Here is a 22,962-nt window from a genome sequence, read left to right on the forward strand (position 1 = left end):
ATTAGAACAATGAGGTTTGATCAAGTCAAGAAACTTAAACGACGTTTGCGAGTTATTATTGGCTAATGCCGCCGTGGCTCTCCTTTACGTCAACCAAATTCAGGTGCCGCGGTTCGCGTACTGCCCACACTAGAACAGCCAAAGCGATAGCCAGGCTCGCGATCGCCAGGGAGAAAACCGGAATCAACCCGAAGGCCATGGCAACCAGCCCTCCGAGCAGGGGTCCCAGGGTCGCGACCGTGGTCTCGGCTGTCGTCGACAGGGCCAGGCGCATGGGAATGTCGTCGCGATGGCCAAATTCGAGGACCAGAGTTGTCACGCTCATCATATTGCCCGACATCGCCGCGCCGAGCCCGAAGAAGGCCAGCAGGAAATGCCAGGGCGCTATGGCAAAGATCATGGCCACAAGGGAAATCAGCCAGACAGCCACCGTGCCGATGAAGGTGAAGCGGAAGCCATACCGGTCGCCCAGTGTGCCCCAGATCAGATTGGTCACGGTATCGGCCCCCAGGAAGGCTAGCGAAAACAATCCGATGACGGCACCGTCGACTTCCATCTGCCGGCCCGCGTGAATGATGCAGAACGGCACGGCGATCCGCCCCATGGTCGCAAAAACCAGGGCGATCAGGAAATTCCGGTAGTCGCGATCGGCCAGCAGGATGGGGAATTCCCGAATCCGGTCCAGCACGGGCATCTGCGCTTTCACCGTCGGGGATCCGGGCTCGCGCATGACAAGGTAGAGCGCCAGCAGGCCCGCACTGGTCAGCAGGAAGGCGACCATGAAGGTTGTCGCATAGCCGTTGCCAAAGACATTCGGGTCGATGAGATAAACCCCGGCCCACCAGGACAGCCCGGCCGCGATCGCGCCGCCGGCCAGGTTTCGCCAGGCCTGCAGACGCCCGCGCAGACGGGTCGGGATTACCTTGGCCAGAACAACCTGGAAAGCGACCCGTTGGGAGCCCAGGAAGAAGCCGAAGAGGAACAGGAAGACGAAGGTCGCCAGCAAGAGGAGCGACCCGGTCAGGAACCAGCCGGCCAGGGCCAGCCCCAGCAATTGCAGCCGCATCAGAACGCCGATGGTCATCGCCGCGGGCATGACGTGACGGCGGTGCTCGATGGAGGCCGCTCCCATGATCGGCGAAGCGATAGCCCCGGCCTGGATCAGCGACTGACCGAGCCCGACCATGAAGGGCGAGCCGGTGAGCATATGGAGATAGGCCGGCACGAAGGTCGGTGCGAAGATCAGGCGAAACCCCGTCATGCCCAGCATGCCGTGGGTGAAATGGGCGAGGTAGTTACGCTTCAGATTGCCTTCGACAAAGCGGTCATAGGCCCGCTCCCGGCCCGCGCCGCCATCCGCGCGAACGCGGTTGGCGGACGGGGCGGGAACGGAACGGTCCGCGTCGCCGCTCAATACCCCGCCAGGCGCGCAAAGCGCTCCCGGTGGAAGGCGGCATTGCCCCAGGCGTTTTCCAGGATGCGGGCCCGCTTGATGTAGAAGCCGGCATGGTGCTCGTCGGTCATGCCGATCCCGCCATGCAGCTGGATCATTTCCCGCGAGACCAGATGCAGTGTCTCGCACGCCGTTGCCTTGGCCAGGGATACCTTCTCGGCAATATCGTCGCGCCCGGCATCGATGGCTTCCAGCGCCCCCTCGACGACGGAGCGCATCAGCTCGATCTGGGTAAACTGGTTGGCCATGCGGTGCTGCAAGGCCTGGAAGCGCGAAAGGATCTCGCCGAACTGTTCGCGGGTCTTCAGATAGTCCAGCGTGTCCTCGAACGCTTGGACCGCCAGGCCCAGCATTTCCGCGGCCACACCGGCCCGGGCCCGGTCAAGCACCTGGTCGAGCAGGCCTGCGCCATTCTCGGGCCCGATCAGGGCATCGGCGCCAAGCACCACCTTGTCAAAGACGATTTCCGCATGGCTGCGCGCATCCACCATATTGCGCGAGACGCGAGAGACGCCCTGCGCATCACCGGGCACAAGGAAGAGCCCGATACCCTGTCCGGTTTGCGCGGCCACCACGAACAGGTGCGCTGCATCGCCTTCGGCCACGAAGACCTTCGTGCCGGACAGCGTCCAGCCATCGCCGGACTTGTACGCCGTCGCCGCGATGGCCCGGGGGTCGTGACGCGCACCCTCATCCACCGCGAGTGCCGCGATCGCTTCGCCGGAGGCGATTCTCGGCAGCCAGGCCTGTTTCTGCGCCTCGTCGCCACCGAGGATCAACGCGCTGGCGGCGGCCAGCGTCGTTGTCCCCAGCGGGCTGGCAGTCAGGGTGCGGCCGGTTTCCTCCAGCACGAGACCGAGGCTGAGATAGCCAAAATCCGAGCCGCCATAGTTTTCCGGAATAATCACACCGGTCCAGCCCATCTCGGCCTGGGCCGCGAAGGCCCCGGGATCAAATCCGATCGCCGCGCCGGCATCGCGCACCTTCCGGAAGGCGGTGACGGGGGATTGCGTCCTGGCCCAGTCGCGCGCCATGTCGCGCAGCATGGTCTGTTCTTCATTAAGGACGGCCATATCGTGTCTCCCCTGCCCTATTGATGGTCCAGCATCCCGAGGATGCGCTTGGCGATGACATTGTTCTGGATCTCGGTCGTGCCGCCATAGATCGACACCGCCTTGCCCCAAAGCCAGCCGCGCGTCGCGCCAAGCTCCTCCTGGGAAAATCCGTCGCCGGACCAGCCCAGCCCATTCATGCCCATGATTTCCAGGGTCAGCTCGGCGCGTTCCTGGGTGATACGGGCGCCGACATTCTTCAGGATGGAAGAGGCGAGCGAGATATTTCCGCCTTTCGACTCCAGCATCACCCGGCGAGCCGTGGCCTGGAAGGCCCGGGCCGCCATCTCGTGACGCACGATGCGCATGCGCAGATCGGTATCGGCAATGCAGCCCTCATCATCCGTACCGACATAGCGCTTGGCCATGTCCGAGAGCGACGGCCCGTGCTGCCGGCTCATGCGGCCGCCGCCGGACAGATTGGTCCGCTCGTGCTGCAGGAGGCGCTTCCCGATTGTCCAGCCCTGGCCTGGCTCGCCGACCAGGTTTTCCTTGGGCACTTTCACATCGGTGAAGAAAGTCTCGCAGAAGGGCGAGGTACCCGAGATCATGCGGATCGGCTTCACCTCCACGCCCGGCGTCTTCATGTCCAGCAGGATGAAGGAGATGCCTTCGTGTTTCCTCGTCGTGTCAGTACGCACGAGGGCGAAACACCAGTCGGCCCACTGGCCGCCCGACGTCCAGGTCTTCTGGCCGTTGACCAGCCAGTGATCGCCCTTGTCCTCGCATTTGGTCTTCAAACTGGCGAGATCGGATCCCGCGCCCGGCTCGGAATAGCCCTGGCACCATCGGATCTCGCCGCGGCAGATCGGCGGGATATGGATCTTCTTCTGCTCTTCCGAAGCAAATTCCAGCAAGGTCGGCCCGAGCATCATCACGCCCATGCCGCCGATCGGATTCCAGGCGCCGATCTTGCCCATCTCTTCCTGCAGCACCCGCGCTTCGCGATAGGAGAGCCCGCCGCCGCCATAGGCCTTCGGCCAGGTCGGCGTGCCCCATCCCTTTTCGCCCATCGCCTTTTTCCAGGCGACGGCCTCGGGGTCGCTGTCGCCTCCGCCTTCCACGGTGGCAAGCAGGTTCTCCTTGCCCACCAGGGATTTGGGGAAGTTTTCGGCGAGCCAGCCGGCCGCTTCCGTGCGGAAGTCTTCGAGAGCATCGGCAGGATTGGTCATTTCGGCAGTGGCCATGATCAGTCTCCACTCGGTGTGAACATGGGAACGGGCGGCGCGCCGTCTTCGGTCGGCTTGAAGACGACGCGCACTTTCTGGCCGACGGCCAGCGTATCGGGATCGCAGTCGACGATATTGGTCAGAATTGCGGGCCCCTCGGCGAGGGTCACATAGGCCACGGCAAAGGGCGCGCCCTCGCCACGGCGCATCACCGAGACAGAATGGATCTCGCCCTCGCCCCGGGTCTCCACCCAGCCCGTATCGGGCGATCCGCAATGCGGACAGTGCGCGCGGGGGTAATAATGCGGTCTGGAACACGCGCCGCACGACTTGATCTTGAGCACGCCGTTCGACGCGCCGTCCCAGAAGGCTTGCGTTTCGGGATTGGGCCGGGGTGCGGTGAGTGTGCGCTCGCTCATGATTGCCGCTCCAGGATGACAGTGGCCGCGCCATGCCGGGCGCCGAGGGAACCGCCGATGCCGGTGGCGACGGCGAGATCGCAATTGGGCACCTGCACCGCCGGGTGGGCTTCTCCGCGCAATTGCCGCACAGCCTCGATCACCTTGGTGATGCCGCCGCGGAACATGGGATGATTGGAACACAGCCCGCCGCCATCGGTGTTGAAGGGCAATTTGCCGGTACCGGAGATCAGGTTTCCGTCGGCGACGAATTTGCCGCCCCCGCCCTTGGCGCAGAAACCGAGATCCTCCAGCTGGATCAGCACGGTGATGGTGAAGCTGTCATAGACGGAGGCGTATTTGATATCGGCGGGCCTCACGCCGGCCTCGGCAAAGGCCGCCGGACCGGACCGCGCCGCGGCGGACACCGTCAGGTCGAGCCCCAGCCCGCCGGACGGTCCTTTTGTCGCCTCGCCGGCGCCGCGCAGGGCGACGAGCGGACGGCTCAGCGACTTCGCGATCTCCGGCGCCACCACGACCAGCGCCCCGCCGCCATCGGTCGTCACGCAGCAATCGAGCCGGTGCAGCGGATCGGCGATCATCGGGCTTTCCAGCACCTCTTCCACCGTGACCACTTTGGGCAGCATGGCGTTTTCATTGTGCTGGGCATGATGGGAGGCCGCGACCTTGATCCAGGCCAGCTGGTCCGACGTCGTGCCGAATTCATGCATATGCCGCACCGCGCACATGCCGTAGGAGGTGTGATTGGTCAGCCCCACCCATTGTTCGAAATCCTGTTCCGGTGCGCCGGGGCGGAACCGCATGACGCTTTCCGAGCGCGGGCGGCCGGCCAAGGTGATCAGCGCCACCTTGCACTTGCCCGCGGCGATCGCCTGGGCCGCATGGGCGACATGGGCGATATAGGTACACCCGCCCATCTCGGTGGAATCCGCGTGGCGGACATCGAGACCGAGATAGTCGATCATCGAGATCGGCCCGAAGCCCGGCGCGTCGGTGGCGCAGAAATACCCGTCCACGTCCTGCAGCGACAGGCCGGCATCGGCCAGTGCCCCGGCGGCACACTCGGCGTGCAGTTGCGGCGTGGAGATATCCGGTGCGAGACGGGTGGGGTGTTCGAACGCGCCGGCGATATAGGCGGCGTTACGCAGCGACATGGCGACTCCCTGGTATGCAAACGGCGGTCATGACGGCGCTCCGGGCTGTTCGCCGGGACGCGCGGGGGCATCCACGCTCTCCTGGGCCGTCGCGCCGATAATGGCACCGGATTCGCGCGCCCGGATCGAGGCCAGGTTGGCCTCGTGGCTCTTGCGGTCGATGCGGTAGAAATAAAGGAAGCAGGCGCCGCCGAGATACATGACGATGATCGCCGGGATGTAGGCATGGACCAGATTGGTCACGATCTGCGGATCGACCCCGGCCGTGCGCGCACCTTCCGGCATGCCGACCGCCGTCAGGAGAAGACCGGCGACGAAGACGCCCAGGCCTGAGGAGCATTTCTGCATGAAGGAGTTGGCCGCGTAGAACAGGCCCTCGGCTCGACGTCCGGTGCGCAGGGAACTGTCGTCTATGACATCGCCGATCATGGCGTGGACTAGGATGGCGGACGAGATCCCGCACATGGCGTAGATCGACAACAGCACGAACAGGGCCGGCAACAACCAGGGGCTGCCATTGGGAATGAAACTGCCCAACAGCCGCAGGACATAGGGCGCGATAGCAAAGAGGATCGCCGTGACCGCCAGGACGAAGGCGGCATTGCGCTTGCCCAGGAATTTCGACACCCGCGGCGCCACCATGAGGGCCAGCGTGGCCGCCAGCGCCGCGTCGAGCGCCAGGATGGAGAGCTGGCGGCTGTCGAGCTCCCAGAAGAGAGAGCCGAAATACAGGGTCAGAGCCGAACTCATGCCGATGGCGGTGTATTTCAGGACGCCGAAGGAGAGGATCGCCAGGAAGCCGCGATGGGAGAAGGTCTTCCCCATCAGCATCAACGTCTGCAGCGGATTGCGCGCTTCGGGCGCGGGCAGCTGCCGCAGATATTTGATCCGGTGATGCGTCCCGACCGTCGATACCAGGACGGAGGAGATCATGATGATCGCTCCGATAATCCCGAAGGCCATGTAGCCGTCCGGATTGGTCACGCCGTGCGGGTGGGCCTCGGTCGGCGGCAGGAGATAACGAAGTGCAATGAAATAAAGCCCGATCCCGCCGATATAGCCGAAGAAATAGCGATAGCTGGCGATGGCTGTGCGCTCGTCGTAATCGGTAGCCAGTTCCGGCGCCAGTGCCGAGCTTGGGATTTCATAGAGCGTTATGAAGGTGCGCACGGCCGATGCAAGCAGGACGAGGTAGATGAACAGTCCTGCACCTTCCAGGCCCGGCGGAGGAAACCACAGGAAAAGGAAGGAGGCCGAAGCCGGGATCGCCGACAGATACATCAGCGGATGGCGGCGGCCCCATTTCGTTCGCAGGCTATCGGAGATCTGGCCGACGACCGGATCGGAGATCGCGTCGATGACGAGCGCCACCATGATGGCGGCCGAGACCAGCGCCGCCGGCGCGCCAATCACATAGTTATAGTACCACAGGAGAAAGACCCGGAAGGCCACGTCCTTGATGCCGTAGGCCATGGAGCCCAGGCCGTAGAAGAACTTGGTCCGGCGTTTCAGCGGCGGCGGAGCCGTCGGCGATACTGTGTCTGTCATGCGTCCTCCACAGACGATGTGTGGCGGACATGCGCGAACGGCCCCGGCATCGGCGCAGCCCTCCTCCCCATGTTCCGTGCGCCGTTTTCGGCGTCACGCGCGACGGACCGGCCCAGCGTCCGGCCCGGTATTGTGCCTACGCCCCGAGCGTCTCCTCGAGATCGCGGACCGTGTCGGCGATATCGCCATATTTCTCCAGCGCGGCCTCCTTGAGCTGCGGCATGGCGTAGTCAGGGAAATCCGGGTCGGCGACGTTGCGGTAGTTGCGAAGGTGCTGGCGCGCCACGGTGACCTTGTGCACCTCGGTCGGACCGTCGGCGATACCCATCACATAGGATCCGATCACCTGGGCCGCGAAAGGCATGTCCGGCGATACGCCCAGCGAGCCGTGCAGGTGCAGGGCGCGGCCGGCAATGTCGCGATAGACCTTGGGCATCAGCGCCTTGATGGCCGCGATATCCTTTCGCACCTTCTTGTAGTCCCGGTACTTGTCGATCATCCACGCCGTTTTCAGGACGAAGAGCCGGAACTGTTCCAGCTCGATATAACTGTCGGCGATCTGCATCTGCACCGCCTGCTTGTCGGCGATCGCCCCGTCGCGTGTGCGCCGGCTCACGGCACGGCGGCACATGAGATCGAGCGCCCGCCTGCACGCCCCGACCGTACGCATGGCGTGGTGGATACGGCCGCCGCCCAGGCGTGTCTGAGATATCACGAAGGCACCGCCGCGTTCGCCGAGAAGATGATCCTTGGGCACGCGCACATCGGTATAGCGCACATGGCCTTCGGAACCGTCCTGCTGGCCGTAGACAGCGACATTGCGCACGATCTCCACACCCCTCGTCCCGGTCGGCACGATGAACATGGACATGCGGCGATAAGGTTCTGCGTCGGGATCGGTGACCGCCATGACGATCAGGAATTCCGACCATTTGGCGTTGGTGGAGAACCATTTCTCGCCATTGATCACCCATTCATCACCATCCTCGACAGCGGAACATGTGAAGAGGAGCGGATCGGAGCCGCCCTGGGGCTCGGTCATCGAGAAGGCCGAGACGATCTCGTTATTCAGGAGCGGTTTGAGATATTTCCGCTTTTGCGCCCCGGTTCCGAAATGGGCGATGATCTCGGCATTGCCGGTATCCGGCGCCTGGCAGCCGAACACGGTCGGGGCGAACGGGGAACGGCCGAGAATCTCGTTCATCAGACCCAGCCTGACCTGTCCATAGCCCTTCCCGCCCAGTTCGGGGCCAAGATGGCAGGCCCACAGCCCGCGCTCCTTCACTTGCGCCTGGAGCGGGCGGATCAGCGCATTGCGTTTGGGATTTTTTACGTCGGCCGGATGGAAGCCGAGATGCGCCAGAGGCTCGACCTTGTCTTTGACGAAGCCGTCCATCCAGTCCAGCTTTTCCTGAAATTCCGGATCGGTTTCGAAATCCCAAGCCATGAGGGCGCCTTGATTGCTATTTTTCGTATCTTGGGTACGAGCATACCTGTTTTTTGAAAACCGGCAAGGGCACGGACAAAAACGGTTTTCGCATGACAGAGATACGTGTTTCGCTGCCGAGGTGCGCAAATTTGAAGAAGCGGTCCGGTTTTCGCTTGCCTGTGCACTGCTGGGCCGACTAAAACCTTGTCTCCACTCCAGCGACAGACGGCCGGACGCAGCGCCATGACAAAAACAACGCACGATCGCCGCGCCGGCCAATCCCGGTCTTCGAAGATGGAACACCCGCTGCCGCTCCGGCGCAGGTCGACGCCGGATACTTCATCGCCCAACCGCTCAGCCAAAGAACGAGAGAACTCCCATGCGTGATGCCGTCATCGTCTCCACCGCCCGCACGCCGATCGGCAAGGCCTATCGCGGCGCCTTCAACGCCACGCCCTCGCCGACCCTTGCCGGCCACGCCATCAAGTCCGCCGTCGAACGCTCGAAGGTCGATCCGGCGGAAATCCAGGACTGCATCGTCGGTGCCGCCCTGCAGCAGGGCGTGCAGCACACGATCGGACGCACCGCCGCCCTTCGCGCCGGGCTTCCGGTTACCGTGGCGGGCATGTCGATGGACCGGCAATGCTCTTCGGGCCTCATGACCATCGCCACCGCCGCCAAACAGGTCATCGTCGACCGTATGGATGTGGTCGTCGCGGGCGGGGTGGAATCCATCTCCATGGTCCAGACCAAGGAGATGCGCGTGCAGCCGGACCCGGAATTGCTGGCCATGCACAAGGACATCTACATGCCGATGCTGCAGACCGCTGAAGTGGTCGCCAAGCGCTACGGCATTTCCCGCGAGCGTATGGACGAGTACGGTCTGCAGTCCCAGCAGCGCACCGCCGCTGCCCAGGAGGCCGGCAAGTTCGACGACGAGATCGCGCCCATGGCCTCGACCAAGATCGTGGTGAACAAGGAAACCGGCGAAACCTCCCAGGAAAAGGTGACGCTGGAAAAGGACGAGGGCAACCGGCCCACGACCAATCTGGAGGGCCTGCAGGGCCTCAATACCGTCATCGAAGGCGGCACCATCACCGCCGGCAATGCCTCCCAGCTCTCCGACGGCGCCTCGGCCTGCGTTGTGATGGAAGCCGGACTTGCCGCCAGGCGCGGCCTCGCCCCGCTGGGCCGTTATATGGGCATGGCCGTGGCGGGTACGGAGCCGGACGAGATGGGGATCGGCCCGGTCTTCGCGGTGCCGAAACTGCTCGAGCGTTTCGACCTCAAGGTGGACGATATCGGCCTGTGGGAGCTCAACGAAGCCTTCGCCGTTCAGGTGCTCTACTGCCGGGACAAGCTGGGCATCCCGAATGACAGGCTCAACGTCAATGGCGGTGCCATTTCGATCGGCCATCCCTACGGCATGTCCGGCGCCCGCATGGTTGGCCACGCCCTGATCGAGGGCAAGCGCCAGGGCGCGAAATATGTCGTGGTGACGATGTGCGTCGGCGGCGGCATGGGCGCGGCCGGGCTCTTCGAGGTTCTCTAGACCGGCATCGGCGACAGCCTTGGGGCGGGGTTATCGCCTCGCCACAAGCCGCTGCGGGAGACCGCACTCAATCCCGCAGCCGGATCAGGCCTTCCTGCACCGTCGAGGCGACCAGCTTCCCCTCGCGCGTGAACAGGCTGCCGCGATTATAGCCGCGGCCGGCGCCCGACCACGGGCTGTCGGTGGCGTACAGCAGCCATTCGTCCATGCGCACATCGTCGTGGAACCACACGGCGTGATCAAGGCTGGCCGCCTGCATGTTCCCGCTGAGCCAGCTGACGCCGTGCGGCTGCATGCAGGTCGACAGCAGCGCCATGTCCGAGGCGAAGGCCAGGACGGCGCGATGCATCAACGGGTCGTCGCCGATATCGCCCGACGTCCTGAACCAGATATTGCGCACCGGCGCGCGTTTTTCCGGATCGATATGCGACCAGGGCTCAACCGGCCGGATCTCGATCGGGCGCTCGCGGGTGAGGAACTTGAACAGGCGCGGATCGAGCTTGTCCTCGTACTGACGGATATGCTCGATCTCGGTCTTGAGCGTTTCCGGCGCCGGAACATCGGGCATGTCTGCCTGGTGTTCCAGCCCCTTCTCCCGGCGCTGGAAGGAACAGGTCATGTTCAGGATCGGCTTGCCGCGCTGCATGGCGATAACGCGGCGGTTGGAGAAACTGCCCCCGTCATAGTCGCGCTCGACACGGTAGATGATCGGGAAGTCCTCGTCGCCCGGACGCATGAAATAGGCGTGCAGGGAGTGCGCGACGCGCTCGTCATCCACCGAGCCGACAGCCGACATCAGCGCCTGGGCAATCACCTGGCCGCCGAAAACGCGCCCCTTGCCGCCGGGATTGCGGTGGCCGCGATAAAGATCGACGTCGAGTTCCTCGACATCGAGCAGCCGCACCAGCCCCTGCGCCAGTTCATCCGGTGTCGGACGGCGGTCCTTCTTCGGCTTGCCGTCCGGACGTTCAGCCCCATCCATGATACACTCGTGTCCTGCACATTGTTGCGTTGCGGCAAGTGTGGACCGGTCATCCGGAAATTTCCAGCTTGCGGTACGGCGAAACGCAGGGTCTCTGCGCTTCGCAAGATCGATCGGGGTGAAATACCCCGAAAGCTCGCACTACCCGGCAGGCCGGACAGCCCCCCGGGACCCAATATCTGGTGTCCCGCCCGGACCGGCTACCGGCAATACACAGACGGTCAAGACAGGAAAAACTGCCGGAATCCGTCCGGTTCCGGCAGTTTTCAGCACAGATCGTGCGCGAGATTCAGGAGGCGACCAGTTTGAGCGACTGGGTCGGCGCGTCCCAGGGCAGGTGATTGTCTTCCAGCATCACCATGTTGTCCCGATTTATGATTTCGGGACGGGCGTGATAACCGAGCAATTCCTTGACGTCCTGGTCGGTATGGCGAGCCAGCACCATGGTCTCGTCCGAGGAAAAATTGGTCAGTCCGCGGGCCAGCTCTTCGCCGTCCTCACCATAGACGTGCAACACATCGCCCTTCTGGAAATCGCCATGGATCTTGACGATATCCTCGTGGCTGACGCCGGTGCGGCTTTCGCGCAGCGCCGTCGCGGCATCCTGGCGCAGGACCAGGCCGCCGGCCCGGTGCAGGCGATTGGTCAGCCAGACAGCCCAGGAAGAGGCCGGTGTACCCTTGGCGACACACGTGGTGTGTCGGCGCTCATTCTTCAGCAGCGCCGAGACCGGACGCTCGATCTCGCCCTGGCCGATCAGGGTTGTCACACCGGCATTCTGGGCCATGTTGGCGGCGCGCATCTTGGTCAGCATGCCGCCGGAGCCTAGCGAGCTCGTGCCGCCGGTCACTTCGAGATATTCGCTGACATCATCGACCGTCTCGATGAATTCGGCATCCGGATCTTCCGGATTGCGATCGTAAAGACCGTCGATATTGGTCAGCAGGACCAGGTGGTCGGCCTGAATCATCTGCGCCACCTTGGCGGCCAGACGGTCATTGTCGCCCACCCGGATTTCCTCGGTGGTGATCGTATCGTTCTCGTTCACGATCGGCATGATGCCACGCTCGAACAGGCGCTGGATCGTGTTCTTCGTATTCAGGAAGCGGCGGCGGTCCTCCAGGTCGTCCAGCGTGACGAGGATCTGGGCGATGTCGAAACCGTGCTCGTGGGCGACCTGCTTGTACGCGTTCAGCAACAGCGGCTGCCCGCAAGCGGCTGCGGCCTGCTTGTCGAGAACGCCGGCCTCCTCCGGCGAGGCATTGATGGCGTTCAGTCCCAGCGCGACAGAACCCGAGGAGGCCAGGATGACATCATGACCTTCCTCGCGCAGTTGCGCGATATCGGCCAGGAGCCCGTGCATGAAGGCGTATCTCAGTGTGAGCCGGCCATCATTGGCCAGAAGGCTGGACCCGATCTTCACGACGATGCGTTTCTTGTCACTCACACGAGGCTCCCGTTTGACGCGGCGCCATGCTGCTCCGCAAAATTCGATGGGCGCAAAATATTTTGTATTCAAATTTTTTCAACCCCACAAATGGGATGCTGCACTGCAAAAATGCTGCAGGGTCATCATATTTTATGGCCCAGAGCTAAACAATTGCTTGCCATCCCGATTTTTCTCGCAACCGCAAAACTCATTTGAATTCGAAATATATCCTGCTATGTAATCGCTCATCAGCAGCTCGATGCGCCCACCGGCGCGTCGAGCGCATTTGTTGTGAGATCACGTCAGCCGCAAAGGTGTGCGATGGACATTTTGATGGTCGGATGCGGGAAGATGGGCGGAGCCATGCTGCGCCGCTGGCTGGATGAGGTTCCGGCCCGGTTTACCGCGGTGAACCGGACGCCGGGCGTCATTCCGGACGGGTGCGGCCATGCCGGCTCCCCGGACGCGCTTGCTGGCCGGAGTTTCGACGCCATCATCATCGCCGTAAAGCCGCAGCAGATTGAAGACGTGGTCCCGGCCTACGCACCCTTTCTTGCAGCGAACGGATGCTACATCTCGATTGCCGCAGGCTTTTCCGTCGCATCGTTGAAGCGGGCCTTCGGCGACAAGCCCATGGTCCGCATCATGCCCAACCTGCCCGCCCTGATCGGCCGCGGCGTCAACGGGCTCTATGCCGACCCGGCCTGCACTGCGGATCACCGCGACCTTGCCGACAAGCTGGCCAGGGCGGCCGGTTCGGCAATCTGGCTCGATAGCGAAGAGGAAATCGATCGCATCACCGCGGTCGCCGGTTCCGGCTCGGGCTATGTCTTCGAGATCGCACGCAGCTATGTGGCCGCGGCCGAGCGCCTGGGCTTCACCCCTGACACCGCGCGAACCCTGGTGCTGGAAACCATGGCAGGCGCCGTCGAGATGGCCCTCCGCTCGGAGGAAAGCCTCGAAGAGCTGCGCAATTCGGTGATGAGCAGGAGGGGCACGACGGAGGCCGGCATCAACGCCCTGCGCCGCGACGGACTGCTGGACCGGCTCATGACCGAAACCACAGAAGCCGCCTACAATCGCGCCGTTGAACTGCGCTAGTTGCGGCGCGCCCCGAACTCTCCGACAATCGACCCGAGTAAACGAGACATGTCAGATCGTATGCAAGCCTATATCGAACAACTTGGACGGCAGGCCCAGGATGCGGCGCGCCAGCTGGCGACGGCCTCCACGGAACGCAAGAATGCCGCACTGATCGCCGCGGCCGCATCCCTGCGCATGCACGCCAACGATCTTCTCGAAGCCAACAAGGCCGACGTCGAAAGCGTGCGCGAGGCCGGAAAGCCTGATGCCTTCGTCGATCGCCTGATGCTGGACGGCGAGCGTATCGAGGCCGTGGCGAATGCGATCGAACAGATCGCCGAACTGCCCGATCCGGTCGGCCGGCAGCTGGCCGTCACCGAACGCCCCAACGGGCTGCGTATCGAACGTGTCGCCGTGCCGCTGGGCGTGATCGGGATGATCTATGAAAGCCGGCCCAATGTCGGCGCCGATGCCGGCGCGCTTTGCCTGAAATCGGGCAATGCGGTGATCCTGCGCGGCGGGTCGGAAAGCCTGAATTCCACCCGCATCATCGTGGATTGCATGAAGGAAGGCCTGCGCGAAGCCGATCTGCCGGACGATGCCATCCAGATGGTCGACACCACTGATCGCGCAGCCGTGCAGCATCTGCTGCAATGCACAAAATACGTCGATCTGGTGATCCCGCGCGGTGGCAAGGGGCTGGTTTCGCTGGTCCGCGACCAGGCGCGCGTGCCGACGCTTTTGCACCTTGACGGCAATTGTCACACCTATGTGCACGAAAGCGCCGACCTGACCAAGGCCAAGGCCATCGTCAAAAATGCCAAACTGCGTCGCACAGGCGTGTGCGGTGCCACCGAAAGCCTGGTGATCGACAAGGCCGTGGCCGCCGACCTGTTGCCGCCCTTGCTGGACTCGATGGCTGGCTGCGAATTCCGCGGCGACGAGACCGCCACCGCAATCGACAGCCGGATCAAACCGGCGGAGGAAAGCGACTGGGATACCGAGTATCTCGACACCATCATCTCGGTGAAGGTGGTCGCCGGCATCGAGGACGCCCTCAACTGGGTCGCCGCCCATTCCTCGGCCCACACCGATGCCATCGTCACCGAGGACGCCGATGTTGCCGCCCTCTTCCTGAACACGATCGACTCGGCCGTGGTGATGCACAACGCCTCTACGCAATTCTCCGATGGCGGCGAATTCGGCATGGGTGCGGAGATCGGCATCGCGACGGGCAAGATGCACGCCCGCGGCCCGGTCGGGCTCGAGCAGCTTACCTCCTTCAAATACCTCGTACACGGTGACGGCCAGACCCGCGCCTGACGCCCCGCGTTTGGCCCTCATCCCTTCCTGATCCAGTAACCCAAGGCAAGCTCATGGATATTGAAGCTCTCATTTCCCTTGCGCTCTACTTCGTCCTGATGATGGCGATCGGCCTTTACGCCTATCGCAAGTCCACGGACGACGTATCGGGCTACATGCTCGGCGGGCGCCAGCTGAACCCGGCCGTGGCCTCGCTTTCCGCGGGCGCCTCGGACATGAGCGGCTGGATGCTCATGGGCCTGCCCGGCGCCATTTTCGCGACCGGCATGTCGGAAGCCTGGATCGCCATCGGCCTGATCATCGGCGCCTATTTCAACTATCGCCTGGTTGCACCGCGCCTGCGCGTCTTCACCGAGATCGCCGACGACGCAATCACCATTCCGGACTTCTTCGAGAAACGCTTCAACGACAAGACCCGTTTCCTGCGTGTCCTGTCCTCGGTGGTGATCATCATTTTCTTCACCCTCTACACCTCGGCCGGCGTGGTTTCGGGCGGCAAGCTGTTCGAAGCCTCTTTCGGCCTGGACTATCGCCTGGGCCTGTTCCTGACGGCCGGCGTCGTGGTCGCCTACACGCTGTTCGGCGGCTTCCTGGCGGTTTCCCTGACCGACTTCGTGCAGGGCTGCATCATGTTCGTGGCGCTGGTCCTGGTACCCGTCGTGACGGTGATGCAGCTGGGCGGCTTCGGGCCGACCGGCGATGCACTGAGCACGCTGAGTGTCGATATGGGCGGTTGGGACAAGGCCTATCTGTCCATGATACCGCAGGAAAGCCTGGGGCTGGCCGTGATCGGCATCGTCTCCACCATGTCCTGGGGCCTGGGCTATTTCGGCCAACCGCACATCATCGTGCGCTTCATGGCTGTGAAGACGCTGAAGGATGTCGCCGTGATGCGCCGCATCGGCATGAGCTGGATGATCATCACCGTGGTCGGCGCTGTGCTGACCGGCGCGGCAGGTCTGGCCTATGTGAAGAGCCAGAACATCCAGGTCGCCGAGGGCGTGCCGGTGGCGCGCGTCGTCGAAGCCCCGACCGATGCGACTACATTCAACGAACTCGAGAATATCGAGACGACCGGCGCTTTCGGTGACGGCGAAGTGGTGCTGGGCGACCAGGAGACGATCTTCATCCTGCTCTCCCAGGTCATCTTCCATCCCTATATCGCCGGCTTCCTGCTGGCCGCGATCCTGGCTGCGATCATGAGTACGATCTCGTCGCAATTGCTGGTGTCGTCGAGTTCGCTGACCGAAGACTTCTACAAGGTCTTCCTCCGGCGAAACGCAAGCCAGAAGGAGCTGGTCCTGGTCGGCCGGATATCGGTGCTGGTCGTGTCACTGGTTGCGATCTTCCTGGCCTTTGACCCCGACAGCAACATCCTCTCGCTGGTCTCGAACGCCTGGGCCGGTTTCGGTGCGGCATTCGGCCCCATCGTGCTGATCAGCCTGTTCTGGCGCGGCATGACCCGGGCCGGGGCGATCGCCGGCATGATCACCGGTGCCGCGACGGTGCTGCTGTGGATCTACGGCCTGCAACTCTCGGGCGTGCTCTACGAGATGATCCCGGGCTTCATCGCCGCGACGGTCGCCATCGTCGTCGTCAGCCTGGCTTCCAGGGGAACCGACGAGGAAGCCACCGGGCATTTCGACCGCATGGGCGAAATCCTCAAGGCAGGCAAACTGCCCAGCGAATAGGCTGGCCTGACAGCCACGACAAGGAAGGCCGGTGGCATGTGCTACCGGCCTTTTTCATGATGCGAACCGGATCGTCACGCAGGCGCCGCCCTCGGGCCCCGTACCACGGGCCATCTCCCCGTCCAGCCGCCGCGCCAGGGCGAGCATCAGCGAACTACCCATGCCCTCGCAGTCGGCATCCTCGAACCCGCGTCCATTGTCGCTGACCGCCACGGCGATGCGTCCGTCGGCCTCCCGGGTCAGCTTCACCGTCACATGGCCCGATACACCTTCGCCGAAGGCATGCTTGTAGGCGTTGGTGACGGCTTCGGTGACGAAGAGGGCCGCCGGAATCGCGTGGTCGGGATCGAGCTCGATATCCTCGGCCTCCACCCGCGTGGCGACCTCGGTGCCGAACACGCTGGAAGCCTCGCACAGGTAGTGCAGCAATTGCTCAAGGAAGGGCCGCATGGCCACGGTGCGCAGATCGTCGTTTTCGTAGAGCGTGCGGTGCACCAGGGCGAGCGCATTGATCCGCCCTCGCGCCTCGGCCAGCACACGGCGCGCCTCGGCATCGGCCGTGCGCCGCGCCTGGATGTTGAGCAGGCTCATCGTCACCTGCAGATTGTTCTTCACCCGGTGGTGGATCTCCCGGAGCAGCGCGCCGCGTTCTTCGGCGACGGTCTCCAGCTCCTCGGTTCGCGTTTCCAGATCGTTGGCCATCGAGGCCATCGTATCGGCCAGTGTGCGGATCTCGGCCGGCGCCCGGCTGGCGCGCACGGGCTGGAGACCCAGTCGGCCCGCCCCGTAGAGGCGCGCCATGCGCCCCAGATAGGTCAACCAGCGCAATACGAAAAAATCCACCGCCAGCGAGACACAGAGGAGCGCCAGCAGCCACATCGTAGAGGGGACCAGCACGGTGCCAACGATGTCGAAGCCTGCCCAGCTGCCCAGCAGCAGGGAAGGCGCGGTCAGAGCCAGCTGGATATCCCGCCCGGCAAGCGGTGCTACCAGAAGCGACTTGCCCGGTGCCCCCTCAATTCTCTCCAGAAGCACCGGGTCGCCGGTTTCGCCCACGGCGTCGAGCACGTCCGGCGGCAATCCGGTCAGGCGGTCGGCCTCCGGGGTTTCGGAAATGTAGGCGAGATTGCCCTGGGCATCGCTGAGTGCCAGATACATCTGCGTGGGCAGATCCTGGGTTCGCAACAGATCCATCGCCGAGCGTACATCGATATCGACGGCCACCGCCCCGGCGAACCCGTCGGCGTCCCGTCGCGCATGCGCGGCCGTCATCACCGGCCGGTGCAACGTCCAGTCGAGATAGATTTCCGAGAAGGTCTCCGTTTCACCGCCGCGCAAGCGGGCGAACCATTCGCGCTCGGCGACGCCGACGCTCTCCTCGGTCTCCAGCGCGGCACACACGACGTCGCCGGTAGCGTCTATCAGTTTGAGATTGGAATAGATCGGCTGGGCCGTCTGCACGGCCCGGAGCGTCTCCGTACAACGATTGCCGCTGAGCGAGGGCAGATCGGGGTAGCTGGCCAGGGCCGCCACGACGCCCGCGGAGCGTTCCAGTCCGGCATCGAGATCGGCCGTAGCCTGGACCAGAATGGCATGGAACCGGTCGCGCTGCTCGCTGCGTTCCTCGCGGAATTCGACAACGCCCTGGGCGACCGACAGGACCAGAAGCGGGCTGAGGCTAAGCGTCAGGACGGCCAGCAGCTGAAGGCGCAGACCCCGGCCCTGGTCGCGCGCCCCGCGTCCCCGGCCCGGCTCTGGCGCGCGCCGGCCCGTCAGCCGACCGACCGGCACTCGGATATCTGCTCGAGCTCGGTCAGGAGCGTGTCGAGCGCATCCGATGCGCTGACACCGTCACCGCCGCGCCCCAGGGCGGGCCCGGCATCGAGCACCTCCATGAGCCGCGCCCGGGCCCGGTTGACCCGGCTTTTCATCGTCCCGACCGCGCAGCCGCAGATATCGGCCGCCTCCTGATAGGCATACCCGCCCGCACCCACCAGCATCAGCGCTTCGCGATGTTCGGGCGACAATTCCGCCAGCGCCCGACGCACCTCGTCCAGTGCCAGCACACCATCCTGATCCACCGTGGCGGGAAGGGTTTCCCGGGCGGTTTCCTCGTCCAGCTGGACCTGACGCCAGGACCGGCGCTTGTCCGAGTAGAACTGGTTGCGCACGATGGTGAGCACCCAGGCCTTGAAATTCGTGTTGGCGCGAAACTGGTGACGGCGGTGCCAGGCACGCAGCAGGGCATCCTGGGCCAGGTCGTCCGCCGCGGTGGCATCGCCCGTGAGACCTCGCGCGAACGCACGCATGTGCGGAATCGCATCGTGCAGCAATCGTTTGAACTCGCTCTCGTCGAGTTCACAGCGGGAGGGATCGTCAGCCATCGCAGACATCCTCCCCGGACCGGTCCGTACGCGAACCGGCAATTTCGCCGCCCTCGCCGCTATCCCCGTCCAGAGCCGCGAGCAATTGCTCGAACTCGTCCGGCACGCCCTCGTCCAGCACACTGTGATACATGGTGCGCAATTGTTGGCCGATGAGCTGCTGACGCGAACGCGCCGTGTCCGCATCGACGGCTTTTGGGGGGCGGGAATCTCCGGTTTCGTCTCGCATCGTATGCATCAGGTCCAAGCCGCACGCTCCGCTGACTCTAACATGGGCCGGCGCGAAAGCACGGCCTGTTTGAGAAAACGCGCCAGCGGGCCATCCGTTCCGCAAAAACTTCATGCGGTCCGGGAACCCTTGCGTCGCAGCATGCGTTATAGTGACGAGAGAGTTTGTGGAAACAACACGACCAGGGTGCAAATGGCGTTCTCGGAAAGCCTCAAGCCGCACATTCCCTATCTGCGCCGTCACGCGCGCCTGCTTACGGGCGACCAGGCCCTGGGCGACGATGCCGTGCGCGATGCGCTGCAGGCAGCCGCCCGTGGCGATGTGACAATCGACGAAAACCTGCCTCCACGTGTCGCGCTCTACCGCCTTTTCCATGCCCGCTGGCGAGCGGAGACCGGGACGCCGGTCTCGGGCGACGAGCCCCAGCAGCGGCTTGCGCGGATCCCCACCAAGGCGCGCCAGGCCCTGCTCCTGACCGCGGTCGAAAGTTTCTCGGCCCGCGACACCGCCCTCATCCTCGACCTGTCCCACGACGATATCGACCGTCTGCTCGTCGAGGCGCAAAGCGCCATCGAGGACGGATTGCGCACCTGTGTCATGATCATCGAGGACGAGCCCGTCGTGGCGCTGGACATCGAAGCCATCGTGGGCGACAGCGGCCACACTATCGCCGGCACAGCGCGCACGCACCGCGAAGCGGTCGACATGTTCCGGACCAGCGACGTCGGCCTGGTGCTTGCCGATATCCAGCTCGCGGACGGATCCTCGGGGGTGGATGCGGTCAATGAGATCCTGGCCGACAACGAGGTTCCCGTGATCTTCATCACCGCCTATCCGGAGCGCCTTCTGACCGGGGAGCGGCCGGAACCGGCCTATCTGATCACCAAGCCCTTCATGCCGGAAACCGTGGCCGCCACGATCAGCCAGGTCCTGTTCTTCGCCGGCGCCCGCCCGGCCGAGCCTGCACCGGCGCAGTAACTCAGCTGAACTGGGCCACCAGCAGGATGACGGACAGCGAGAACAGCGCCAGATAGGTCAGCACCCGCGACTGGGTTTCTCCCGGTTTCATGGAAACCTCCCGATCCATCCGGAAATCCTGCCCAAGCAACGCTCCGGCCCGCCATCCGTTCCATAACGGGTTATGGACACAGGAACGCCCGCCCCGGAGGGGGCGGGCGTCTTGCGCGAAGGGACCGTCATGGTCCTAGCCGCGATAGGGCGAGTCCGTTTCGGTCTCCTCAACCTGGCGTGAGCCGTCGTCCGGCCGGGCCATCTTCCAGGCCTCATACTCGGCTTCGCTGAGTTCGCCATTGCCATCATGGTCATAGGCAGCAAAACCATCCTCCGTCACATCCGGGGCAATGGCCTGGACTTCGGACAGGCTGAGTCCGCCGCTCAGGTCGGTATCGGCGTCCTCGAACCCGTTGCCCTGAGCAAAGCCCGGTGCTGCCAGGCCGAGCGCGGCAACGGAGGCGATCAGAACTGTCTTCTTCATCGGTATTTCTCCATCTGGTTGACCGATGCAGCAGGCTTTCAAGAACCTGCGCACCTTCCCAAACGCACGGGAGCTGTCTTCGATCCATGGCCGGCCAAGGCATTTGCGCGACCAAACCGTGGCGGAGCCCCCGGATGACCCCGCAAAGCGCATGGGCTCGGATTTCGCGTGTAAGGCGAGCGGAACTTCGTTATGTTGCCCACGTTTCATTGGGGGAACTTCCTTGAAAGGAGACATGAAATGAAAACCACCCACTGGCTGATTGCCCTGCTCGCCGCCACCGGCGTTGCCGCCTGCTCGCAGGACGGCCCTGCTGAAGAGGCCGGCGAAGACGCCGATGCCGCGATCGAGGAGATGACCGGCGAAGACAGCGATACGATGGAAGACGCCGGCGAAGCGGTAGACGAGGCCGCCGACGACATGCAGGACGCGGCCGAAGAGATGACGGAAGAGGGCGACGAGCCCCAATCCGAACCGCAATAGGCCTTGGCCCGGCTCTCTGGTCCGGTCAGGTTACCGGCCGGGCCAGCAGGGCGTTGACCCGTGCCTCGAAGGCCCGGCCGACACGGATTTCCGTGCCGTCGCCACGACCTCGACCCAAGGCCGCCGGGGCGGCAGGGTTTCCAGCCGGCGCAGGGCCAGCGGCTCGTCATGGAACAGAAGTACGCGCGTCGACCTCGTTCTCCCGTGATTGCTTGTCGCGATCGGCCGCAGTCCGGAACGGCAGGTGCAGAATTGGGGGCGAACCCTCCATCGTCCTGCGGGCCCGCCTCCATCGACGCGCCTTCGCCGTAGAGCGCTTCAAGCCGGGCGCGGATACTGGCCAATCCGACACCGGAACCGGCCGTGGCCGGCGCACTGTCCGCACCGGCGCCACTGTCGCGCACCTCCAGCCGATCGGCGAAACGCGTGGTTTCGATGTCGAGATAAAGTCGCTGCGCATCGATCTCGCGGCTCGACGGCATGCAGTCGTCCGGCCCGGCATCCGGGCCGCCGTCTTATTTAGACAGGTTCGGCCGCGCAATAATCGTCGACAAAATCCTGGTGCGAAGGCATCCCGGCCACCGCCCTGGCGATATTCGTGCGGATGCCCTCGAAAACCTGGCGGCGCTGGTCCGCTGTCATTAGGGCGCCGAACCGGTGGTGACTTTTCGGCTCCAGCCGCTGGCCCAGCATGACCTGGAGCCAGCTGTCAACGCGGAACAGGTCGTCGCCGGCCTGATAGGCCAGGCCGTTTTCCCGGAACAGCGCGATGCGCTGGGCCAGGCTGTCGGGAATGTCCATGCTGCGGCACTGACGCCAGAAGGCCGTATCATCGCGTTCGGTGAGTTTATAGTGCAGCACGATGAAATCGCGTATGCGCTCCAGCTCGTTGCGGGAAAGTTCGTTGAAATGCCGCGCGATCGAGGGATTGGCACCGCCGAAGGGGAAAAGCTGGATCAGCCGCGTGATGCCGATCTGGATGAGATGAATCGAGGTGGATTCCAGCGGTTCGACAAAGCCCGACGCCAGGCCGAGAGCGATGCAATTGCGCTTCCAGACCTGTTGGCGGCGTCCGGTACGGAAGCGGATAACCCGCGGTTCGGTAACGTATTCGCCTTCCAGATTCGCCAGCAGGGCATCGCGGGCCTCATCATCGGAACAGTGATCGGAACAATAGACGAGCCCGTTGCCGATCCGGTGCTGCAACGGAATGCGCCATTGCCAGCCTGCACCATGGGCAATGGAGCGCGTATAGGGCAGTGCCGGACCCACCGACGTCGTCTGCACGGCCAGAGCCCTGTCCATGGGCAACCAGTGATGCCAGTCCTCGAACCCGCTTTTCAGGGTCTGCTCGATCAACAGGCCGCGGAAGCCGGTACAATCAATGAAGAGATCCCCCGCAATGCGCTGGCCATCCTCCAGGACGAGCGCTGTGATATCGCCGGTTTCGCCATCCTGTTCGACCGTATCGATGCGGCCTTCGATCCGGGTCACGCCCTGCGCTTCAGCGAGTTTGCGCAGATAGGCGGCATAGAGGCTGGCGTCGAGATGATAGGCGTAGTTGATGCGCGCCTTGTCCGAGGTCGCGAACTTGCCCGCTTCGGCGGCCTGGAGTTCGAAACAGTATTCGCCCAGTTCGCCACCCTCGCCTTCGGCGCGCGCGCCCAGCCAGACATTATAGAACTCGCCCATCCAGGTCGGCTTGCCGATCTGGCCGAAGGAGTGGATATAACGGTCGCCCCTGCGGGCCCAGTTCTCGAAGGCGATCCCCAGCTTGAACGTTGCCTTGGTGGCGCGCATGAAATCACGCTCGTCGATGCCCATCAGATGATGGAAAGTGCGATGCGTCGGAATGGTCGCCTCGCCCACACCGACCGTGCCGATGGCGTCGGACTCCACCAGCGTAATCTCGAGCAGCGGCCCGAGCTGCCGCGCCAGCGCCGCCGCAGCGATCCAGCCCGCAGTACCCCCGCCAGCCACGACCACGCGCCTGACCGTCTGATCTGCCGTCATGGTCTCTCCCCCGC

20 protein-coding genes are annotated in these 22,962 nt (G+C 64.0%); 6 read left to right on the forward strand and 14 right to left on the reverse strand.

Features of this window, described 5'->3' with window-relative positions; translation table 11 throughout:
• Nucleotides 1-55: 55 nt before the first annotated feature.
• The 7 genes from Q1U94_RS03060 to Q1U94_RS03090 all read right to left on the reverse strand — a co-directional run bounded on the left by Q1U94_RS03060 (nt 56) and on the right by Q1U94_RS03090 (nt 8,302).
• The gene (locus Q1U94_RS03060) at nt 56-1,414 is read right to left on the reverse strand and encodes an MFS transporter (protein ID WP_300541820.1); all 1,359 of its coding nucleotides are present in this window, start codon (nt 1,412-1,414) and stop codon (nt 56-58) included.
• Nucleotides 1,411-2,526: an acyl-CoA dehydrogenase family protein gene (locus Q1U94_RS03065; protein WP_300541822.1), complete on the reverse strand. Its 1,116-nt coding sequence runs from the start codon at nt 2,524-2,526 to the stop codon at nt 1,411-1,413. The genes Q1U94_RS03060 and Q1U94_RS03065 overlap by 4 nt, the downstream gene beginning before the upstream one ends.
• Nucleotides 2,527-2,543: 17 nt before the next feature.
• Entirely contained in the window at nt 2,544-3,752 is a 1,209-nt protein-coding gene (locus Q1U94_RS03070) for an acyl-CoA dehydrogenase family protein (protein WP_300541824.1), read from the reverse strand.
• Between the two features lie 2 nt (nt 3,753-3,754).
• The gene (locus Q1U94_RS03075) at nt 3,755-4,153 is read right to left on the reverse strand and encodes an OB-fold domain-containing protein (protein ID WP_300541825.1); all 399 of its coding nucleotides are present in this window, start codon (nt 4,151-4,153) and stop codon (nt 3,755-3,757) included.
• Nucleotides 4,150-5,307: a thiolase domain-containing protein gene (locus Q1U94_RS03080; protein WP_300541827.1), complete on the reverse strand. Its 1,158-nt coding sequence runs from the start codon at nt 5,305-5,307 to the stop codon at nt 4,150-4,152. The genes Q1U94_RS03075 and Q1U94_RS03080 overlap by 4 nt, the downstream gene beginning before the upstream one ends.
• Before the next feature lie 27 nt (nt 5,308-5,334).
• Complete coding sequence (locus tag Q1U94_RS03085; protein ID WP_300541829.1) at nt 5,335-6,855, reverse strand: MFS transporter; 1,521 nt, start codon at nt 6,853-6,855, stop codon at nt 5,335-5,337.
• Nucleotides 6,856-6,991: 136 nt separating this feature from the next.
• On the reverse strand, nt 6,992-8,302 hold the full coding sequence (locus tag Q1U94_RS03090) for an acyl-CoA dehydrogenase family protein (protein WP_300541831.1): 1,311 nt from the start codon (nt 8,300-8,302) through the stop codon (nt 6,992-6,994).
• 361 nt (nt 8,303-8,663) lie between these two features.
• Here Q1U94_RS03090 and Q1U94_RS03095 point away from each other — a divergent pair, with 361 nt between their 5' ends.
• Nucleotides 8,664-9,836: an acetyl-CoA C-acyltransferase gene (locus Q1U94_RS03095; RefSeq protein WP_300541833.1), complete on the forward strand. Its 1,173-nt coding sequence runs from the start codon at nt 8,664-8,666 to the stop codon at nt 9,834-9,836.
• Between the two features lie 67 nt (nt 9,837-9,903).
• On the opposite strand, the gene Q1U94_RS03100 is transcribed toward Q1U94_RS03095, so the two are convergent.
• Both Q1U94_RS03100 and proB read right to left on the reverse strand, forming a co-directional pair.
• The gene (locus Q1U94_RS03100; protein WP_300541835.1) at nt 9,904-10,818 is read right to left on the reverse strand and encodes an acyl-CoA thioesterase II; all 915 of its coding nucleotides are present in this window, start codon (nt 10,816-10,818) and stop codon (nt 9,904-9,906) included.
• A 289-nt stretch (nt 10,819-11,107) separates the two neighbouring features.
• A complete protein-coding gene (gene proB, locus Q1U94_RS03105) occupies nt 11,108-12,265 on the reverse strand; it encodes a glutamate 5-kinase (protein WP_300541837.1) in 1,158 nt (385 codons plus the stop codon).
• 315 nt (nt 12,266-12,580) lie between these two features.
• On the opposite strand from proB, the gene Q1U94_RS03110 reads away from it, so the two are divergent.
• From Q1U94_RS03110 to Q1U94_RS03120, 3 genes are read left to right on the forward strand one after another with little or no spacing between them, the layout of a single operon-like run.
• Entirely contained in the window at nt 12,581-13,348 is a 768-nt protein-coding gene (locus Q1U94_RS03110; protein ID WP_300541839.1) for a pyrroline-5-carboxylate reductase, read from the forward strand.
• A 48-nt stretch (nt 13,349-13,396) separates the two neighbouring features.
• A complete protein-coding gene (locus Q1U94_RS03115) occupies nt 13,397-14,653 on the forward strand; it encodes a glutamate-5-semialdehyde dehydrogenase (RefSeq protein ID WP_300541841.1) in 1,257 nt (418 codons plus the stop codon).
• A 53-nt stretch (nt 14,654-14,706) separates the two neighbouring features.
• The gene (locus Q1U94_RS03120) at nt 14,707-16,344 is read left to right on the forward strand and encodes a sodium/solute symporter (protein ID WP_300541843.1); all 1,638 of its coding nucleotides are present in this window, start codon (nt 14,707-14,709) and stop codon (nt 16,342-16,344) included.
• Nucleotides 16,345-16,398: 54 nt separating this feature from the next.
• Here the strand turns inward: Q1U94_RS03120 and Q1U94_RS03125 are convergent, their stop codons facing one another.
• From Q1U94_RS03125 to Q1U94_RS03135, 3 genes are read right to left on the reverse strand one after another with little or no spacing between them, the layout of a single operon-like run.
• Nucleotides 16,399-18,135, reverse strand: a complete 1,737-nt coding sequence (locus Q1U94_RS03125) for a sensor histidine kinase (protein WP_300541845.1) — start codon at nt 18,133-18,135, stop codon at nt 16,399-16,401.
• On the reverse strand, nt 18,117-18,728 hold the full coding sequence (locus Q1U94_RS03130) for a sigma-70 family RNA polymerase sigma factor (protein ID WP_300541847.1): 612 nt from the start codon (nt 18,726-18,728) through the stop codon (nt 18,117-18,119). Before Q1U94_RS03130 ends, Q1U94_RS03125 begins: the two co-directional genes overlap by 19 nt.
• The gene (locus Q1U94_RS03135; protein WP_300541849.1) at nt 18,721-18,966 is read right to left on the reverse strand and encodes a NepR family anti-sigma factor; all 246 of its coding nucleotides are present in this window, start codon (nt 18,964-18,966) and stop codon (nt 18,721-18,723) included. The genes Q1U94_RS03130 and Q1U94_RS03135 overlap by 8 nt, the downstream gene beginning before the upstream one ends.
• Nucleotides 18,967-19,149: 183 nt before the next feature.
• Between Q1U94_RS03135 and Q1U94_RS03140 the strand changes: the two genes are divergently transcribed.
• A complete protein-coding gene (locus Q1U94_RS03140; protein WP_300541851.1) occupies nt 19,150-19,935 on the forward strand; it encodes a response regulator in 786 nt (261 codons plus the stop codon).
• 226 nt (nt 19,936-20,161) lie between these two features.
• On the opposite strand, the gene Q1U94_RS03145 is transcribed toward Q1U94_RS03140, so the two are convergent.
• A complete protein-coding gene (locus Q1U94_RS03145; protein WP_300541853.1) occupies nt 20,162-20,452 on the reverse strand; it encodes a hypothetical protein in 291 nt (96 codons plus the stop codon).
• A gap of 240 nt (nt 20,453-20,692) precedes the next feature.
• Between Q1U94_RS03145 and Q1U94_RS03150 the strand changes: the two genes are divergently transcribed.
• A complete protein-coding gene (locus Q1U94_RS03150; RefSeq protein ID WP_300541855.1) occupies nt 20,693-20,935 on the forward strand; it encodes a hypothetical protein in 243 nt (80 codons plus the stop codon).
• 519 nt (nt 20,936-21,454) lie between these two features.
• On the opposite strand, the gene Q1U94_RS03155 is transcribed toward Q1U94_RS03150, so the two are convergent.
• Complete coding sequence (locus tag Q1U94_RS03155) at nt 21,455-22,948, reverse strand: tryptophan halogenase family protein (protein WP_300541856.1); 1,494 nt, start codon at nt 22,946-22,948, stop codon at nt 21,455-21,457.
• Nucleotides 22,949-22,962 lie beyond the last annotated feature (14 nt).

Source organism: Maricaulis sp. (genome assembly GCF_030149515.1).
Taxonomy (GTDB): Bacteria; Pseudomonadota; Alphaproteobacteria; order Caulobacterales; family Maricaulaceae; genus Maricaulis.

Excerpts from the sequence above, each read along its gene's own strand:
- Q1U94_RS03065 (WP_300541822.1), bottom strand. The coding sequence starts at position 2,526 with ATGGCCGTCCTTAATGAAGAACAGACCATGCTGCGCGACATGGCGCGC.
- Q1U94_RS03070 (WP_300541824.1), bottom strand. The coding sequence starts at position 3,752 with ATGGCCACTGCCGAAATGACCAATCCTGCCGATGCTCTCGAAGACTTC.
- Q1U94_RS03075 (WP_300541825.1), bottom strand. The coding sequence starts at position 4,153 with ATGAGCGAGCGCACACTCACCGCACCCCGGCCCAATCCCGAAACGCAA.
- Q1U94_RS03080 (WP_300541827.1), bottom strand. The coding sequence starts at position 5,307 with ATGTCGCTGCGTAACGCCGCCTATATCGCCGGCGCGTTCGAACACCCC.
- Q1U94_RS03085 (WP_300541829.1), bottom strand. The coding sequence starts at position 6,855 with ATGACAGACACAGTATCGCCGACGGCTCCGCCGCCGCTGAAACGCCGG.
- Q1U94_RS03090 (WP_300541831.1), bottom strand. The coding sequence starts at position 8,302 with ATGGCTTGGGATTTCGAAACCGATCCGGAATTTCAGGAAAAGCTGGAC.
- Q1U94_RS03095 (WP_300541833.1), top strand. The coding sequence starts at position 8,664 with ATGCGTGATGCCGTCATCGTCTCCACCGCCCGCACGCCGATCGGCAAG.
- Q1U94_RS03100 (WP_300541835.1), bottom strand. The coding sequence starts at position 10,818 with ATGGATGGGGCTGAACGTCCGGACGGCAAGCCGAAGAAGGACCGCCGT.
- Q1U94_RS03110 (WP_300541839.1), top strand. The coding sequence starts at position 12,581 with ATGGTCGGATGCGGGAAGATGGGCGGAGCCATGCTGCGCCGCTGGCTG.
- Q1U94_RS03115 (WP_300541841.1), top strand. The coding sequence starts at position 13,397 with ATGTCAGATCGTATGCAAGCCTATATCGAACAACTTGGACGGCAGGCC.
- Q1U94_RS03120 (WP_300541843.1), top strand. The coding sequence starts at position 14,707 with ATGGATATTGAAGCTCTCATTTCCCTTGCGCTCTACTTCGTCCTGATG.
- Q1U94_RS03130 (WP_300541847.1), bottom strand. The coding sequence starts at position 18,728 with ATGGCTGACGATCCCTCCCGCTGTGAACTCGACGAGAGCGAGTTCAAA.
- Q1U94_RS03135 (WP_300541849.1), bottom strand. The coding sequence starts at position 18,966 with ATGCATACGATGCGAGACGAAACCGGAGATTCCCGCCCCCCAAAAGCC.
- Q1U94_RS03140 (WP_300541851.1), top strand. The coding sequence starts at position 19,150 with ATGGCGTTCTCGGAAAGCCTCAAGCCGCACATTCCCTATCTGCGCCGT.
- Q1U94_RS03145 (WP_300541853.1), bottom strand. The coding sequence starts at position 20,452 with ATGAAGAAGACAGTTCTGATCGCCTCCGTTGCCGCGCTCGGCCTGGCA.
- Q1U94_RS03150 (WP_300541855.1), top strand. The coding sequence starts at position 20,693 with ATGAAAACCACCCACTGGCTGATTGCCCTGCTCGCCGCCACCGGCGTT.
- Q1U94_RS03155 (WP_300541856.1), bottom strand. The coding sequence starts at position 22,948 with ATGACGGCAGATCAGACGGTCAGGCGCGTGGTCGTGGCTGGCGGGGGT.